12 protein-coding genes and 1 pseudogene are annotated in these 14,235 nt (G+C 67.4%); 5 read left to right on the top strand and 8 right to left on the bottom strand.

Annotated elements, in window-relative coordinates; all coding sequences use genetic code 11:
- A pseudogene (locus B4L36_RS13085) lies at nt 1-716 on the bottom strand (hypothetical protein); the annotation flags it as partial.
- Nucleotides 717-1,013: 297 nt separating this feature from the next.
- Nucleotides 1,014-2,114, bottom strand: coding sequence for an anhydro-N-acetylmuramic acid kinase (locus B4L36_RS13080; protein ID WP_292958036.1), 1,101 nt, complete (start codon nt 2,112-2,114; stop codon nt 1,014-1,016).
- Between the two features lie 59 nt (nt 2,115-2,173).
- Between B4L36_RS13080 and tyrS the strand changes: the two genes are divergently transcribed.
- Together tyrS and B4L36_RS13070 are read left to right on the top strand one after the other, a co-directional pair.
- Complete coding sequence (gene tyrS / locus B4L36_RS13075) at nt 2,174-3,418, top strand: tyrosine--tRNA ligase (RefSeq protein ID WP_292958034.1); 1,245 nt, start codon at nt 2,174-2,176, stop codon at nt 3,416-3,418.
- A gap of 121 nt (nt 3,419-3,539) precedes the next feature.
- Nucleotides 3,540-3,692: a hypothetical protein gene (locus B4L36_RS13070; protein WP_292958032.1), complete on the top strand. Its 153-nt coding sequence runs from the start codon at nt 3,540-3,542 to the stop codon at nt 3,690-3,692.
- Nucleotides 3,693-3,815: 123 nt separating this feature from the next.
- Here the strand turns inward: B4L36_RS13070 and B4L36_RS13065 are convergent, their stop codons facing one another.
- From B4L36_RS13065 to B4L36_RS13040, 6 genes are all read right to left on the bottom strand, one after another.
- Nucleotides 3,816-4,727, bottom strand: a complete 912-nt coding sequence (locus B4L36_RS13065; RefSeq protein WP_292958030.1) for an SPOR domain-containing protein — start codon at nt 4,725-4,727, stop codon at nt 3,816-3,818.
- A gap of 190 nt (nt 4,728-4,917) precedes the next feature.
- Nucleotides 4,918-5,550, bottom strand: a complete 633-nt coding sequence (gene upp, locus B4L36_RS13060; RefSeq protein ID WP_292958028.1) for a uracil phosphoribosyltransferase — start codon at nt 5,548-5,550, stop codon at nt 4,918-4,920.
- The gene (locus B4L36_RS13055; protein WP_292958027.1) at nt 5,547-6,506 is read right to left on the bottom strand and encodes an adenosine deaminase; all 960 of its coding nucleotides are present in this window, start codon (nt 6,504-6,506) and stop codon (nt 5,547-5,549) included. Before B4L36_RS13055 ends, upp begins: the two co-directional genes overlap by 4 nt.
- Nucleotides 6,503-7,690, bottom strand: coding sequence for a phosphopentomutase (locus tag B4L36_RS13050; protein ID WP_292958025.1), 1,188 nt, complete (start codon nt 7,688-7,690; stop codon nt 6,503-6,505). Before B4L36_RS13050 ends, B4L36_RS13055 begins: the two co-directional genes overlap by 4 nt.
- Nucleotides 7,683-8,969: a thymidine phosphorylase gene (locus B4L36_RS13045; protein WP_292958023.1), complete on the bottom strand. Its 1,287-nt coding sequence runs from the start codon at nt 8,967-8,969 to the stop codon at nt 7,683-7,685. The genes B4L36_RS13050 and B4L36_RS13045 overlap by 8 nt, the downstream gene beginning before the upstream one ends.
- A complete protein-coding gene (locus B4L36_RS13040; protein ID WP_292958021.1) occupies nt 8,966-9,361 on the bottom strand; it encodes a cytidine deaminase in 396 nt (131 codons plus the stop codon). The genes B4L36_RS13045 and B4L36_RS13040 overlap by 4 nt, the downstream gene beginning before the upstream one ends.
- A 129-nt stretch (nt 9,362-9,490) precedes the next feature.
- Between B4L36_RS13040 and B4L36_RS13035 the strand changes: the two genes are divergently transcribed.
- The 3 genes from B4L36_RS13035 to B4L36_RS13025 form a co-directional block, all read left to right on the top strand.
- Nucleotides 9,491-11,770, top strand: coding sequence for an NADP-dependent malic enzyme (locus B4L36_RS13035; RefSeq protein WP_292958019.1), 2,280 nt, complete (start codon nt 9,491-9,493; stop codon nt 11,768-11,770).
- Between the two features lie 9 nt (nt 11,771-11,779).
- Nucleotides 11,780-12,088 carry a hypothetical protein gene (locus tag B4L36_RS13030; RefSeq protein ID WP_292958017.1) on the top strand — a complete coding sequence of 103 codons (309 nt, stop codon included), beginning with the start codon at nt 11,780-11,782 and terminating at the stop codon, nt 12,086-12,088.
- Between the two features lie 281 nt (nt 12,089-12,369).
- The coding region (locus tag B4L36_RS13025) for a propionyl-CoA synthetase (protein WP_292958015.1) at nt 12,370-14,235 on the top strand (1,866 nt) is incomplete at its 3' end.

The following is a 14,235-nucleotide window of genomic DNA, read 5'->3' as shown; positions in this document are numbered from 1 at the left end:
GCCGCCGCGCTGTCGTTCGCGGCCTGGTCCGGAGCGGCCGTGGTCGGCGCGACCGTCGCGGACGGTTGTCCGCCGGCGTCGCCGGCATTCCCGCCGGGCGCCGGCGGCGCGCTTCCTTCGGGCGCGGCCGCTTCATCCGCCCCGCTGGTCGTGTCGCCTGCGCTGGCGGAATCCGCCGGATTCTGTGACACCGAGCTGTCGGAAGCGGTTGCATCCTGAACGCCATCCGCGGCTGCGGTGCCATTTCCGGCAGCCGCGCCGTCGGCCGATTGTCCTGAAGCACCTGCATCTGCCGGGCTAGTTGACGCCTGGTCGGCACCCCCTGCCGGCTGTGCCGCGTTTTCATCCGCCGCGTTTCCGGCCGCATCAGGTGACGCGGCCGTATCAGATGCCGCGCCGCCGGCGTCCGATGCCGCTGTATTTCCGCCTCCGCCTGCGGCGGTTGCCGAATTGCCGCCTTGTGCGCCATCCGCCGCAGCCGTCGCCGTGGCATTGCTGTCCGCCCCGGCGGTTCCGGTGTTCTGGCGCGTCACGGTCAGCTCGGCCGTTTCGGGTGCGTTGACCACCACCTCGGGCTCGCCCTCGGCGGGCTTCATCTGCGCCTGCTGGCCAGCGCCATCGGCGAAGGTCACCGTCGGCTCGCACGCCTCGACGCTGACTTCGGGCGGGGCCTGCGTGACGGAAACCATCGGCTCGCCGCCCGCGTCGGCGGGCATGGTGATGGTGACTTGCGGCGGTGTCTGCGTAACCGTCACCTTGGGCGCGCATTGCTGCACGGTGACGCCGCTGACTGCCGCATTCTGGCTTTCGGCCGCAGGGGCAGTCCCGGTGGTCTGGGCGTTCTGGTCCTGCGCCAGGGCCGGGCCTGTCAAAAGCGCCAGCGCAGCAACGCTTCCCAAGAGATGTCTGGTCATGTCTTCCTCCGTATTTTCCTCGGGCCGCCGCTGCGGCTTCGCAGGCTCAACCGCGAGGGCGTGACAGGGTTCCCGAACCCGTGACCACGCTGCACGATCCTACAGCCGGGGATGACTGATCCGACCGCCGCAGGCCGGGGCCGGAACGCCGGTCGTGCCGGGGCCGGAGGTCGGCAATCCCCGCATCACCCGCACCGCCAGCCAGCCGAAAGCCTGCGCCTCAAGCATGTCGCCATCCAGTCCGGCCGCCTCGACCGGCATGACCCGTGCGGGCAGGATATCGCGCAAGGCGGACATGATCGCGCCGTTGTGCCGTCCGCCGCCGCAGACCAGGACCAGCGCGGGCGCGGCCGGCAACCAGCGGAACGCCGCGGCCACCGATCCCGCCAGCGCCGCGACCAATGTCGCGGCGGCGTCGGCATCGGCCAGCCCCGAGACGGCCGCGGCCAGGCCCGCGAACTGGTCGCGATCCAGTGATTTCGGCGGCTTCCGGTCGAAAAAGGGATGGCGCAGGAAATCCGCCACGGCCCCCGAATCGGCACGGCCTGCCGCGGCCAGGGCGCCGCCCTCGTCGCGGCTTTGCCGCCGGCGCGCGCGCATCAGATCGTTGATCGGTGCATTGGCGGGCCCGGTATCGAAGGCCAGACAGGCCCCGTCCGCCTGCGGCGCGGGGGCGGCCGGATCAAGCCAGGTGATGTTACCCACCCCGCCCAGATTGAGAAAGGCCAGCGGCGCGGTCGGCAGATGGCCCTGCCCGATCGCCCATTTGGCGCAGGCCCAGTGGAAGAAGGGCGCAAGCGGCGCCCCCTCGCCGCCCTGTCGTACATCCTCGCTGCGAAAATCCCACACGACCGGCCGCCCGATCCGCCGCGCCAGCGCCGCCCCGTCGCCCGCCTGATGCGTGCCGCGCCCCCGCGGATCATGGGCCAGGGTCTGACCGTGATAGCCGATCAGCTGGGCCTCGGGAAAATCCGCCGCCAATTGGACATGTGCGGTTTCAGAGATCGCGGCCGCGTGCGCCGCGCCCGGATCGCCCGGCCACAGGCCCCGCGCCGCGTCGAGAATGGCGGCCTCGTTGTCCGAGACCGGAAGAAAGCCGCTGCGGCCAAAGCCTGCGATATCGCTGCCATCAGTGTCGATCAGCGCGGCGTCGACCCCGTCCATCGAGGTTCCCGACATCATTCCCAGAGCCCGGATCATCACGCTTTTCCTTTTCCGTCACAGCCGGTATATCCGCCGCGACGCAGAGGAAAAACCCCATGACCTATCAGCCCAGATCCGAATTCCTGCGCGTGATGATCGACCGTGGCTATGTCGCCGACTGCACCGATCACGAGGGGCTGGACCGGGCGCTGCTGGCGGGGCCGGTCACGGCCTATATCGGCTATGATGCGACGGCGGCCAGCCTGCATGTGGGACATCTGCTGAACATCATGATGCTGCGCTGGTTCCAGAAGACCGGCAACCGGCCGATCACGCTGATGGGCGGCGGCACCACCAAGGTCGGCGATCCCTCGTTCCGGTCAGAGGAAAGGCCGCTGCTGGATGCGGCCGCGATCCAGGCCAATATCGACGGGATGGGGCAGGTCTTCGCGCGCTACCTCGATTATGGCGACGGCGCGGCGCTGATGCTGAACAACGCGGAATGGCTGGACGATCTGAACTATCTCGATTTCCTGCGCGACATCGGGCGGCATTTCAGCGTCAACCGAATGCTCAGCTTCGAATCGGTGAAGTCGCGGCTGGATCGCGAACAATCGCTGTCCTTCCTGGAATTCAACTACATGATCCTGCAGGCCTACGACTTTCTGGAACTGCACCGGCGGCACGGATGCCAGTTGCAGATGGGCGGATCGGACCAATGGGGCAATATCGTCAACGGGATCGACCTGACCCGGCGGGTGGACGATGCGGTGATCTGGGGGCTGACCTCGCCGCTGCTGACCACCAGCGACGGGCGCAAGATGGGCAAATCCGCGGGTGGAGCGGTCTGGCTCAGTGGTGCGATGCTGTCGGCCTATGATTTCTGGCAGTTCTGGCGCAACACCACCGATGCGGATGTGGGCCGGTTCCTGAAGCTCTACACCGAATTGCCGATCGAGGAATGCGACCGGTTGGGCGCCCTGCAGGGTTCGGAAATCAACGATGCCAAGATCCTGCTGGCCAACGAGGTCACCTCCCTGCTGCACGGCGCCGACGCCGCGGCCAGCGCCGAGGCGACGGCGCGCGAAGTCTTCGAGCAGGGCGGGGCGGGCGGCGATCTTGATGTCGCGGTATTGCCGGCGGACGCATTTTCGGGCGGGCTGTCGGTCGTTCAGATGCTGGTTCAGGCCGGCATCACGTCCAGCGGCAAGGAGGCCAAGCGCCTGATCGCCGAAGGGGGCCTGCGGTTGAACAATCAGCCGGTCACCGATCCGCAGATGCCGATAGGATCGGCGATGATCGGCGATGGCATGAAGGTATCGGTGGGCAGGAAAAAACACCGGATGGTCCGGATCGGCTGAGGCCCGATGGGGCCGAATACCGCGCATTCGAGCTGTGACGCGGCGTCATGGCTCTGGCATCCACGGCCGCCGCCGTCTATCTGAACCTGCTTGCAAGAGAATCCTCCTATGGAGAGACGAGATGAGCGACGACAAGCGATCGACGGATGCGCCCCGGATTTCAGACCAGCCGGGCAAGGAAGCCGCGGCTTCGGATGCCGCGGTCGCTGCCGCGCGGCCCGCGCCGATCCGGCGCGCGATCGTGACCGAACTTGATGCCCTGAAGCCGGTCTGATCCCGGCAGGCCGATCTGCGGGATCTGAGCCTGGTCAGTCCATCTTTTCGATCCGATGCCTTGCGTCGCGGCCTTGCATGTCCCGCCTCCGTCCGCGGATCTGGTCCGGTGGCAGTCAGTGCCCTATCGGGCCACAGCGCGTGGATAGCCGTTGCGGCGCAGATGATTCAGGGCCTCGACCAGCGAGCGGCGGTCGCGAAACGGCCCTGCAAGGATGATCCGAACCCTGATCCCGCCCCGTCGGCCATAGGTCTGCGCCACGCGATAGCCAAGATCGGAAAGCCGCCGGATCGCGCCGGCCGCATTCGCCTCCGCCGCATAATCTCCGATCCGGACATAGCGGGCCGAGGCCGGAATCATTTCGACACGATCCGCTGCCACGGTCGCGGCCCGCGATCTGCGGGCCGGGCCGGAGCTGGCGACAGCTTTCCTGGCGGCCCTGTCCGGCGGCCGCGACGCGGCGGGACGCCGGTCCCGGCGAATGGATGAGCCGGCGACAGCCGGCGATGTCCTGCGCCCTGTTTGTCCGGCATCCTGCGGGTCGGCCTCGCCTTCCATCGCGCCCCGGCGAACCCGCGCGGACAATGTGACCGGCCGCATTCCCGCGCACAGGCCAAGCGTGACATCCTGCCCCAGCACCGGCGCGGCACCCGGATCGGCCACATAGCCCAGCTTTTCGCACAATCCGTCGGGCGCGTCCTGCATCGCGGCCATCGCGGCCCGAACCTCTGCTTCCTTCGTCATCACCGTGTCCAAGTCGCGCGCGAAGGCCTGTTGGCCGGATGCCTCGGCAGGCGCGGCGATCGGCTGCGCCACACGGGGGTCGGCCGTGAATTCGCCCGCGCGAAGCCCGAAAGCCAGGGCCTGGATCAACCGATCCTCGGGGCTGGGCGGAACCTTTGCCTCGCCCAGCGGAAGCACGCGGTCCGTTTCAGGATCCGTGCGCCGGGTCGAGAATGTCGGAGGAAATCCGCAGATCCGCACCCCGGTCTTGTCCAGCTTCGGTATCCATTCGCCATCCGCGCGTCGAAACACGCATCCGGCACCGTCGATATACTGAAGGGCCGCAAAATCCTCGGGAGGCGGCGGTGCCGGCGCAGCCAGGACCGGCCCCGCCGCCATCATCCACAACAAGATCCCGACCAGCACCCGCATAAATCACCCGCGATTCGACCCTTCATGTCACGGGATAGGGCAAAAGCCTGAAACGGTTGTTAACGCGGTCCTATTTCGTGCCGAACATCCGGTCGCCCGCATCGCCCAGACCGGGCACGATGTAACCGTGATCGTCCAGCCGCTGGTCCAGCGCGGCGGTCCAGATCGGCACATCGGGATGGGCCTCATACATCCTGCGAACGCCCTCTGGCGCGGCCAGAAGACACAGGAAACGCAGATTCCTTGCGCCACGGGATTTCAGCATGTCGATCGCCGCGACAGAGGAATTGCCCGTGGCCAGCATCGGATCGACGACGATGGTCATCCGCTCATCGAGGCTGGGCACCTTGCAGTAATATTCGACCGGCTTCAGCGTCTCGGGGTCGCGGTAAAGACCGACGAATCCCACCCGCGCCGACGGAATCAGCTCCAGGATACCGTCCAGCAGACCATTGCCGGCCCGCAGGATCGAGATCAGCGCCAGCTTCTTGCCAGCCAGCGTCGGTGCCTGCATCTCGCAGATCGGGGTCTGGATGGTGATGTCGGTCAGTTCCAGTTCGCGCGTGACCTCATAGGCCAGAAGCAGGCTGATCTCGCGCAGAAGCTGGCGGAAGGTGGCGGTCGAGACGTCCTTCTGCCGCATGATCGTCAACTTGTGCTGGATCAGCGGATGCTTGACGACACTCAGGTGGGGATCGGTCACGCGAATTCCTTTCTCAGCCGGTCGCGGGTTTCGGGGTCGCAAAAGGCGGCCTCGGCTGCCCATTGGTTGATCTGCAGGAAGTCCTTTTCGCCCCAGCCGAAGGCATCGGCAAGGCGGTCGTATTCCTTGCCCATGTCGGTGTGAAAGAACGGCGGATCGTCGGTCGAGACGGTCACTTTCACCCCCGCATCGGCCAGCCGCGCGATGGGATGGGCGTCCCAGGAATTCCACAGCCCAAGCGCGATGTTCGAGCCGGGACAGACCTCGAGCACCGTCCCGCGTTCGGCCAGATCGCGCACAAGCGCGTCGTCTTCGATGGCGCGGACGCCGTGGCCGATGCGGCTGACACCCAGCGACAGCGCCTGCCGGATGCTGTCCGGCCCGCCCCATTCACCGGCATGACAGGTCAAGCCCAGGCCGGCCTCGCGCGCGCAATCGAAGCTCCAGGCGAAATCGGTGGCGCGGCCCGTCGTCTCGGCGCCGCCCATGCCGAAGCCGGTGATCCAGCCGCCCGCCGTTTCGGCCGCGCAGACCGCCGATCTGCGGGCGCGATCGGCGCCGAAATGACGAATGCAGGTGACGATGCCGCGGCTGTCGATGCCCTGCTTGCGCATCTGGTCCGCGACTTCGGTCATCGCGGCCAGGTAATCGCGCCATGCGGCCAGATCGCCGCCGCCGCAGAATTCTGGGCTGACGAAAAGCTCGGTATGGATCACGCCCGTCTCGGCGCTGCGTTCCAGCACTTCGGCCAGCAGGCGGGCATAGTCGCGCGGGCCCTGCAGAATGCTGGTCGCGGCCTCGTAGACGCGCAGGAAGTCGTTGAAATCGGCATAGGCATACTGGCCCCGCGCGTCAAAGATCGTGGGCAGATCGACGCGCTTTTCAGCCGCCAGCGCGCGGATGAAATCGGGCGGGGCCGCGCCTTCCAGATGCAGGTGCAATTCGATCTTCTTCACAGAAACGACCTTCCATGCTGCGGCGCGGGCAGATCCAGATGGTCCATGACCGAGGCGCCGATATCGCTGAACCCCACCTGCCCGACCGGCCGCCTGCCCAGCCCGTGCCCCAGCACCGGCACCCGTTCGCGCGTGTGATCGGTGCCATGCCACGACGGATCGTTGCCGTGATCGGCGGTAAAGATCGCCAGATCACCGGGCCGCAAAGCCTCGATCAGCCGGCCCGCCACCGTATCGAACCATTCCAGATGCCGGCCGTAGCCGGCAACATCGCGCCGGTGCCCGAAATTCGTGTCGAATTCGACGAAATTGGCGAAGGTCAGGCTGCCCGGTTCGGCCTTTCGGCCCAGGCCGATCAGCTGTTCGGCCAGATCGGCGTCGGATTTGCCCTTCCACAGATGCGCGATGCCGCGATGGCTGAAGATATCGCCGATCTTGCCGATGCCGTGGGTGACGCGCCCCGCCGCCGCCGCGATGTCGAGGATCGTATCGGCGGGCGGCGCGATGGCGAAGTCGCGGCGATTGGGGGTGCGGCGGAACCGGCCCGGCGCCTCGCCCAGAAACGGCCGGGCAATGGCGCGGCCGACGCGCATGTCATGCAGCATGGGGGCGATTCCCTCGCACAGCGCAATCAGCCGGTCCAGGCCGAAATGCTGTTCATGCGCCGCGATCTGCAACACGCTGTCGACCGAGGTATAGCAGATCGGCCAGCCGCTGCGGATATGTTCGGCCCCGAACCGCTCGATCACCTCGGTGCCCGAGGCGTGGCAATTGGCAAGGATCCCCGCGGTTCCGGCCAATTGGCACAAACGTGCCGTCACCGCCGGCGGAAAGGCGGGCTGCGTGTCGGGAAAATAATGCCAATCCCACGGCACCGGCACGCCCGCCATTTCCCAATGTCCCGACGGCGTGTCCTTGCCGACCGAGATCTCGGTCGCGGCGCCCCACAGGCCCTGCGGTTGCGCGGAAAGCCCCGGCACCGTCAATCCGCTGGCAAGCCCGATCGCCGCGCCAAGCCCCAGACGGTCCAGATGCGGCATGGCCAAGGGGCGGGCCTGCGCGATATGGCCGATGGTGTTCGCGCCGGTATCGGGCCGCCCCTCGTTGAAGAACCGTGCCGCATCGGGGGCGCCGCCGATACCGGCGCTGTCCATCACGATCAGAAAGGCGCGATTGCTAGTCATCTGTGTCCAGCCTTTCGCGGATCAGCGGACCGGGCGCAATCCCGTCCCCGATCCGGTAGGCGGCCGCGACCGCGGCGACGGCGATCTCGGCGGCGGTTTCGTCGGCGGCATGGACGATGGCCAGGGGCCGGTCCGGACCGACCGCCTCGCCCAGTTTGGCAAGCCGCGACAGGCCGACACGCACATCAATCGCATCACCGGCGCGCACCCTGCCACCGCCAAGCGCCACGACAGCATGACCAAGCGCCGCGACATCGATGGCATCGACCGAACCGGCAGGCGCAGGAACCGGATGGCAGGCAGGCGCGGTCGGCAAATGCGCCGCAGGCCGGTCCAGCAGATCGCGCGGCCCGCCCTGCGCCGCGACCATGCGGCCAAAGACCTCGGCCGCCGCGCCCGCATCCAGCTGCGCGGCAGGATCGCCCCCCTGCCCGGCAAGGCGCAAGGCCTCTGCCGACAATTCCAGCACCAGATCACGCAAGGCGCCGCCTTCGCCGCGCAGGACACGGATCGCCTCGGCCACTTCCAGCGCGTTTCCGGCCGATCGCGCGAGCGGCTGATCCATATCGGTAATCAGCGCCGAACAGCGACATCCCGCGCCATTGGCGGTGCGGACCAGCGATTGCGCCAAGGCTCTCGCCTGATCGGGTGATTGCAGAAACGCGCCCGATCCGGCCTTCACGTCCAGAACCAGCCCCTCCAGCCCCGCCGCCAGCTTTTTCGACAGGATCGAGGCGGTGATCAGGTCGATTGATCCGACCGTCGCGGATTCGTCGCGGATCGCGTAGAGCCTGCGGTCTGCGGGCGCGATATCGCCCGTTGCCGCGACGATGGCGCAGCCGGTTTCACGCAGGATGCGGCGAAAATCGTCCTCGGGCTGGTCGCAGACGAAGCCGGGGATCGCCTCCAGCTTGTCCAGCGTGCCGCCGGTGTGACCAAGCCCGCGACCCGAGATCATCGGCACATAGACCCCGCAGGCCGCCAGCAGCGGCGCAAGGATCAGGCTGACGGTGTCGCCGATGCCGCCGGTCGAATGCTTGTCGACGACCGGCCCCGGCAGATCCCATCGCAGCACATGCCCCGAATCGCGCATCGCGCGGGTCAGCGCCACGCGCCCGGCCTCGCCCGTGCCACGGGTCAGGACCGCCATCGCGAAGGCGCCTGCCTGCGCGTCGCTGACGGATCCGTCCGCCAGCCCCTGCGCGATCAGCGTGGCGCCGGGGCCATCCAGCCCGCGTCCATCCCGAAGCGCGGCGATGACAGGGCGCGGATCGGTCATCCGGCCCGGGTCATGTGGCCCGCATCGAATCGGCCGGGCAGCAGATCGCCGATCGTGGTGGTCTGGCGGGCTCCGTCGACCGTGCCCATGATGACGGGGGTGTCGGCGCGCCCGAACTCGGCCAGTTTCTGCCGGCAACCGCCGCAGGGCGGGCATGGGGCGGGCGCATCGGCGATGACCGCGACCTCGACCAGTTGGGTCTCGCCGGCCGCGACCATGGCGCTGATGGCTCCGGCCTCGGCGCAGGTGCCCTCGGGATAGGCCACGTTCTCGACGTTGCAGCCGCGATAGATCCGGCCCGATGCGCCGCGTATCGCCGCGCCGACCTTGAACTTCGAATATGGCACATAGGCCGCTTCGCGGACCTCTTGCGCAGCATCCAGCAGCGACATCGTCACCCCCTGATTTCGTTGAGGCAGTCTTGCGCCCCGACGGGGGCGAACGCAAGCCGATGCCGCCTGTTCCCGGCGCCGCAAATGGTTTAACGGTGAACCAAATTCGGCTTGCGGAGGGGGACAGAGATGGAAGAACGCCGGCAGGACAGCGCGCGGCAGGCCGCGCTGGATTACCACGAATTTCCGCGCCCCGGAAAGCTGGAGGTCCGCGCGACCAAGCCGCTGGCCAATGGCCGCGACCTGTCGCGGGCCTATTCGCCCGGCGTGGCCGAAGCCTGCCTGGAAATCAAGGCCGATCCGGCGACCGCCAGCCGCTATACCGCGCGCGGCAATCTGGTCGCCGTCGTGACAAATGGCACCGCCGTTCTGGGCCTGGGCAATATCGGCGCCGCGGCCTCCAAACCGGTGATGGAAGGCAAGGCGGTCCTGTTCAAGAAATTCGCCAATATCGACTGTTTCGACATCGAGGTGAACGAGGCCGATCCCGAGAAACTGGCCGATATCGTCTGTGCGCTGGAACCGACATTCGGCGCGATCAACCTGGAAGACATCAAGGCTCCGGACTGCTTCATCGTCGAAAGGCTGTGCCGCGAGCGGATGAACATCCCGGTCTTTCACGACGATCAGCACGGCACCGCCATCGTGGTGGGCGCCGCGGCGACCAACGCGCTGCATGTCGCGGGCAAGCGGTTCGAGGATATCAAGGTCGTCTCGACCGGCGGCGGCGCGGCGGGGATCGCCTGTCTGGACATGCTGCTGAAGCTGGGCGTCAGGCGCGAAAACATCTGGCTTTGCGACATTCACGGGCTGGTCCACGAGGGCCGGGCCGAGGACATGAACCCGCAAAAGGCGGCCTATGGCCAGCCGACCGATCTGCGCAGCCTCGATCAGGTGATCGAGGGGGCCGACCTGTTCCTTGGCCTGTCCGGTCCCGGCGTGCTGAAGCCCGAGATGGTGGCAAGGATGGCCAGCCGGCCGGTGATCTTCGCCTTGGCCAACCCGATGCCCGAAATCCTGCCCGAGGATGCGCGCGCCGTCGCCCCCGACGCCATCATCGCCACCGGTCGCAGCGATTATCCCAACCAGGTCAACAACGTGTTGTGCTTTCCCTTCATCTTCCGCGGCGCGCTGGACGTGGGCGCGACAACGATCAACGACGAGATGGAACTGGCCTGTATCGAGGGTATCGCGGCCCTGGCCCGCGCCACCACCGCCGCCGAGGCGGCGGCCGCCTATCGCGGCGAGACGCTGACCTTCGGCCCCGAATACCTGATCCCGAAACCTTTCGATCCGCGCCTGGTCGGGGTCGTCTCGACCTCGGTCGCCAAGGCAGCGATGGCATCCGGGGTCGCGACCCGTCCGCTGGACGACCTGGACGCCTACAAGCGCAAGCTGGACGGATCGGTCTTCCGCTCGGCCCTGATCATGCGCCCGGTCTTCGAGGCTGCGGCCACCTCGGAACGGCGCATCGTCTTCGCCGAGGGCGAGGACGAGCGTGTGCTGCGCGCGGCCAATGCGATGCTGGAGGAAACCACCGACAAGCCGATCCTGATCGGCCGCCCCGAGGTCGTCGCCATGCGGGCCGAACGCGCCGGCCTGCCGATCCGGCCCGACCGCGACTTCGAGATCGTGAACCCCGAAAGCGATTCTCGCTATCGCGATTACTGGGAAACCTATCACCAGTTGATGGCACGGCAGGGGGTCAGCCCCGATATTGCGCGGGCGATCATGCGCACCAACACAACCGCCATCGGCGCGGTCATGGTCCATCGCGCCGAGGCCGACAGCATGATCTGCGGCACGTTCGGGCAGTATAGCTGGCATCTGCAATATGTCCGCCATGTCCTGGCGCGCGACGGGCTGCATCCGGTCGGGGCGCTGTCGATGATCATCCTGGAAGACGGCCCGCTGTTCATCGCCGATACGCAATGCCACAACGATCCCACGCCGGAACAGGTGGCCGAAGCCGTCCAGGGCACCGCACGCCATGTCCGCCGCTTCGGTCTGACGCCCAAGATCGCACTCTGCGCCCATTCGCAATTCGGCAATCTCGACACCTATACCGGCCGCAAGATGCGCGAGGCCATGGCGCTGCTGGACGCACGCGAACCCGATTTCATGTACGACGGCGAGATGCATGTCGATGCCGCGCTGGATCCCGAACTGCGCGAACGCATCTTCCCCGGATCGCGGCTGCAGGGCGCGGCCAACGTGCTGGTCTTTGCGGGCACGGATGCGGCCTCGGGCGTCAGGAACGCACTGAAGATGCGCGCCGGCGGGCTGGAGGTCGGGCCGATCCTGATGGGCATGGGCAACCGCGCCCATATCGTGACGCCCTCGATCACCCCCCGCGGCCTGCTGAACATGAGCGTGCTGGCCGGAACCCCGGTCGCGCATTACAGCTGAGGCGCGGTGATGCCCGGCCTGCGCGCGCGATACGAACAACAGGTTCGGGCGCTGGCGCGGCGGGCTGATGATCTGCGCGCCGCGGGTCTTGCCGCCGAAGAGATCGCGCGCGGGCTTCACGCCGAACGCCGGGCCTTGTCGGCCCGCTACAAGGCGCTGACGCCCGAACCGCTGCGCAGCCGCATCGCCGCCCGCAGCATCGCGATCCATGGCGATCCCGACGGCCCGAGCATCGACTCGCTGCGCGCCGCCGGCAAAAGCTGGGATCAGATCGCCGAGGCCGCTGCGTGTCCTGGCCGCTTTCCGCCGCTGGGATGAAAGCCTGCCCGCCCAGATCAGCGGTCTCGCCCCCACAGCCGGGCCCTGCAACGCCGCGCGGGCAAGCCGAGATCAAAGGGCCGCGGCTGCCGCCGGTGACGGGCGCGGAGGGCATTGAAAGAAAGTCGGGCGCTGGTCCGGCCCGCCACGATCCGGCCACCGCAGCCGCACCCGGCGCAATTCACGCCGCTTTCCTGGACCGTCCCGCCGGGGATGCCGCTAACATGGTTGCACAGCCTCCGTGCTGCCCCATAACAAGTCCCAGGGAGAAGGAGGACGTCATGGCCTACAAGGACATCTATGCGGGCTGGAAATCCGATCCGGAGGGGTTCTGGATGCGCGCGGCGCAGGCGATCGACTGGGACCGCGCGCCCGGCCGCGCCTATTCCGATGATGGCCCGGCGGGCGAATGGTTCGCGGAAGCGATGGTCAATACCTGCTGGAACGCCGTGGATCGTCATGTCGAGGCCGGCTACGGCGACCGCCTTGCCATCATCCATGACAGCCCCATCACCGACAGCATCCAGCGCATCACCTATGCCGAGCTTCGCGACCGCGTGGCCCGCCTTGCAGGCGCGCTGCGCACCGCTGGCGTCGGGAAAGGCGACCGCGTCATCATCTACATGCCCATGGTTCCCGAGGCGCTGGAGGCGATGCTGGCCTGCGCGCGGCTGGGGGCGATCCATTCGGTCGTCTTCGGCGGCTTCGCGGCGCATGAACTGGCCGTGCGCATCGACGACGCCCGGCCCCGCGCTATCATAGCCGCGTCCTGCGGGCTGGAGCCGGGGCGCATCGTCGCCTACAAGCCGCTTCTGGACCGGGCCATCGATCAGGCTTCGCACAAGCCCGATTCCTGCATCATCCTGCAACGCGAACAGCAGCCGGCCGAACTGATCGCGGATCGCGATCTCGACTGGGACCGGGTCACGCGCGACGCCGCGCCCGCCGATTGCGTGCCGGTCGAGGGTCATCACCCGGTCTATATCCTTTATACCTCGGGCACGACGGGTCAGCCCAAGGGCGTGGTGCGCCATACGGCGGGTCATCTGGTCGCGCTGCAATGGTCGATGCACAACATCTACGCGATCGAGGCCGGAGATGTGTTCTGGGCCGCATCGGATGTCGGCTGGGTCGTGGGCCACAGCTATATCTGCTATGGTCCGCTGATCGCGGGCGCGACCACCATCGTGTTCGAGGGCAAGCCCGTCGGCACCCCCGATGCCGGCGTCTTCTGGCGAGTGATCCAGGATCATGGGGTCAAGTCCTTCTTCACCGCGCCCACCGCGATCCGCGCCGTCAAGCGCGAGGATCCCAAGGGCCAGCTGATCCGCGACTATGACCTGTCCTGCCTCAAGGCGCTGTTTCTGGCAGGCGAACGCGCCGATCCCGATACCGTCGAATGGGCCGAAAATCACCTGACCGTGCCGGTGATCGATCATTGGTGGCAGACCGAAACCGGATGGGCCATTGCGGCCAACCCCCTGGGGATCGAACGGCTGCCGGTCAAGTCCGGCAGCCCGACCGTCGCCATGCCGGGATATGACGTGCAGGTCCTGGACGAAGGCGGCCAGCCGGTCGCCCCCGGCACGCTGGGCGCGATTGCGCTGAAACTGCCGCTGCCACCCGGCACGCTGCCGACATTGTGGAATGCCGAGAACCGGTTCCGACAAGCCTATCTGGCGCATTTCCCCGGCTATTACGAGACCGGCGATGCCGGCTATCTGGACGAGGACGGCTATCTCTATGTCATGGCGCGCACCGATGACGTGATCAATGTGGCCGGCCACCGCCTGTCCACCGGCGCGATGGAAGAGGTTCTGGCCAGCCATCCGGCGGTCGCGGAATGCGCGGTGATCGGCGTTGCCGATCCTCTGAAGGGTCAGGTGCCGCTGGGCCTTCTGTGTCTGAAGAAGGGCGTGAATGACCCGCCGGATCAGGTGCTGCGCGAGGTGGTGGGTCTGGTTCGCGACCGTATCGGCCCGGTCGCGGCCTTTCGCCTGGCCTGCATCGTGGATCGCCTGCCCAAGACGCGCTCGGGCAAGATCCTGCGCGCGACCATGGCCCGGATCGCTGATGGAGAAGATGTCGGGACGCCGGCCACCATCGATGACCCCGCGATCCTCGACGAGATCGCGACGGCCCTGCGC

It is taken from the genome of Paracoccus sp. UBA889 (assembly GCA_002294185.1).
Taxonomy (GTDB): Bacteria; Pseudomonadota; Alphaproteobacteria; order Rhodobacterales; family Rhodobacteraceae; genus Paracoccus.
This window is presented reverse-complemented; position numbering and strand designations above follow the sequence as displayed.

Coding starts and splice junctions, on each gene's coding strand:
- B4L36_RS13080 (WP_292958036.1), bottom strand. CDS start 2,114: ATGATCCGGGCTCTGGGAATGATGTCGGGAACCTCGATGGACGGGGTC.
- tyrS (WP_292958034.1), top strand. CDS start 2,174: ATGACCTATCAGCCCAGATCCGAATTCCTGCGCGTGATGATCGACCGT.
- B4L36_RS13070 (WP_292958032.1), top strand. CDS start 3,540: ATGAGCGACGACAAGCGATCGACGGATGCGCCCCGGATTTCAGACCAG.
- B4L36_RS13050 (WP_292958025.1), bottom strand. CDS start 7,690: ATGACTAGCAATCGCGCCTTTCTGATCGTGATGGACAGCGCCGGTATC.
- B4L36_RS13045 (WP_292958023.1), bottom strand. CDS start 8,969: ATGACCGATCCGCGCCCTGTCATCGCCGCGCTTCGGGATGGACGCGGG.
- B4L36_RS13040 (WP_292958021.1), bottom strand. CDS start 9,361: ATGTCGCTGCTGGATGCTGCGCAAGAGGTCCGCGAAGCGGCCTATGTG.
- B4L36_RS13035 (WP_292958019.1), top strand. CDS start 9,491: ATGGAAGAACGCCGGCAGGACAGCGCGCGGCAGGCCGCGCTGGATTAC.
- B4L36_RS13030 (WP_292958017.1), top strand. CDS start 11,780: ATGCCCGGCCTGCGCGCGCGATACGAACAACAGGTTCGGGCGCTGGCG.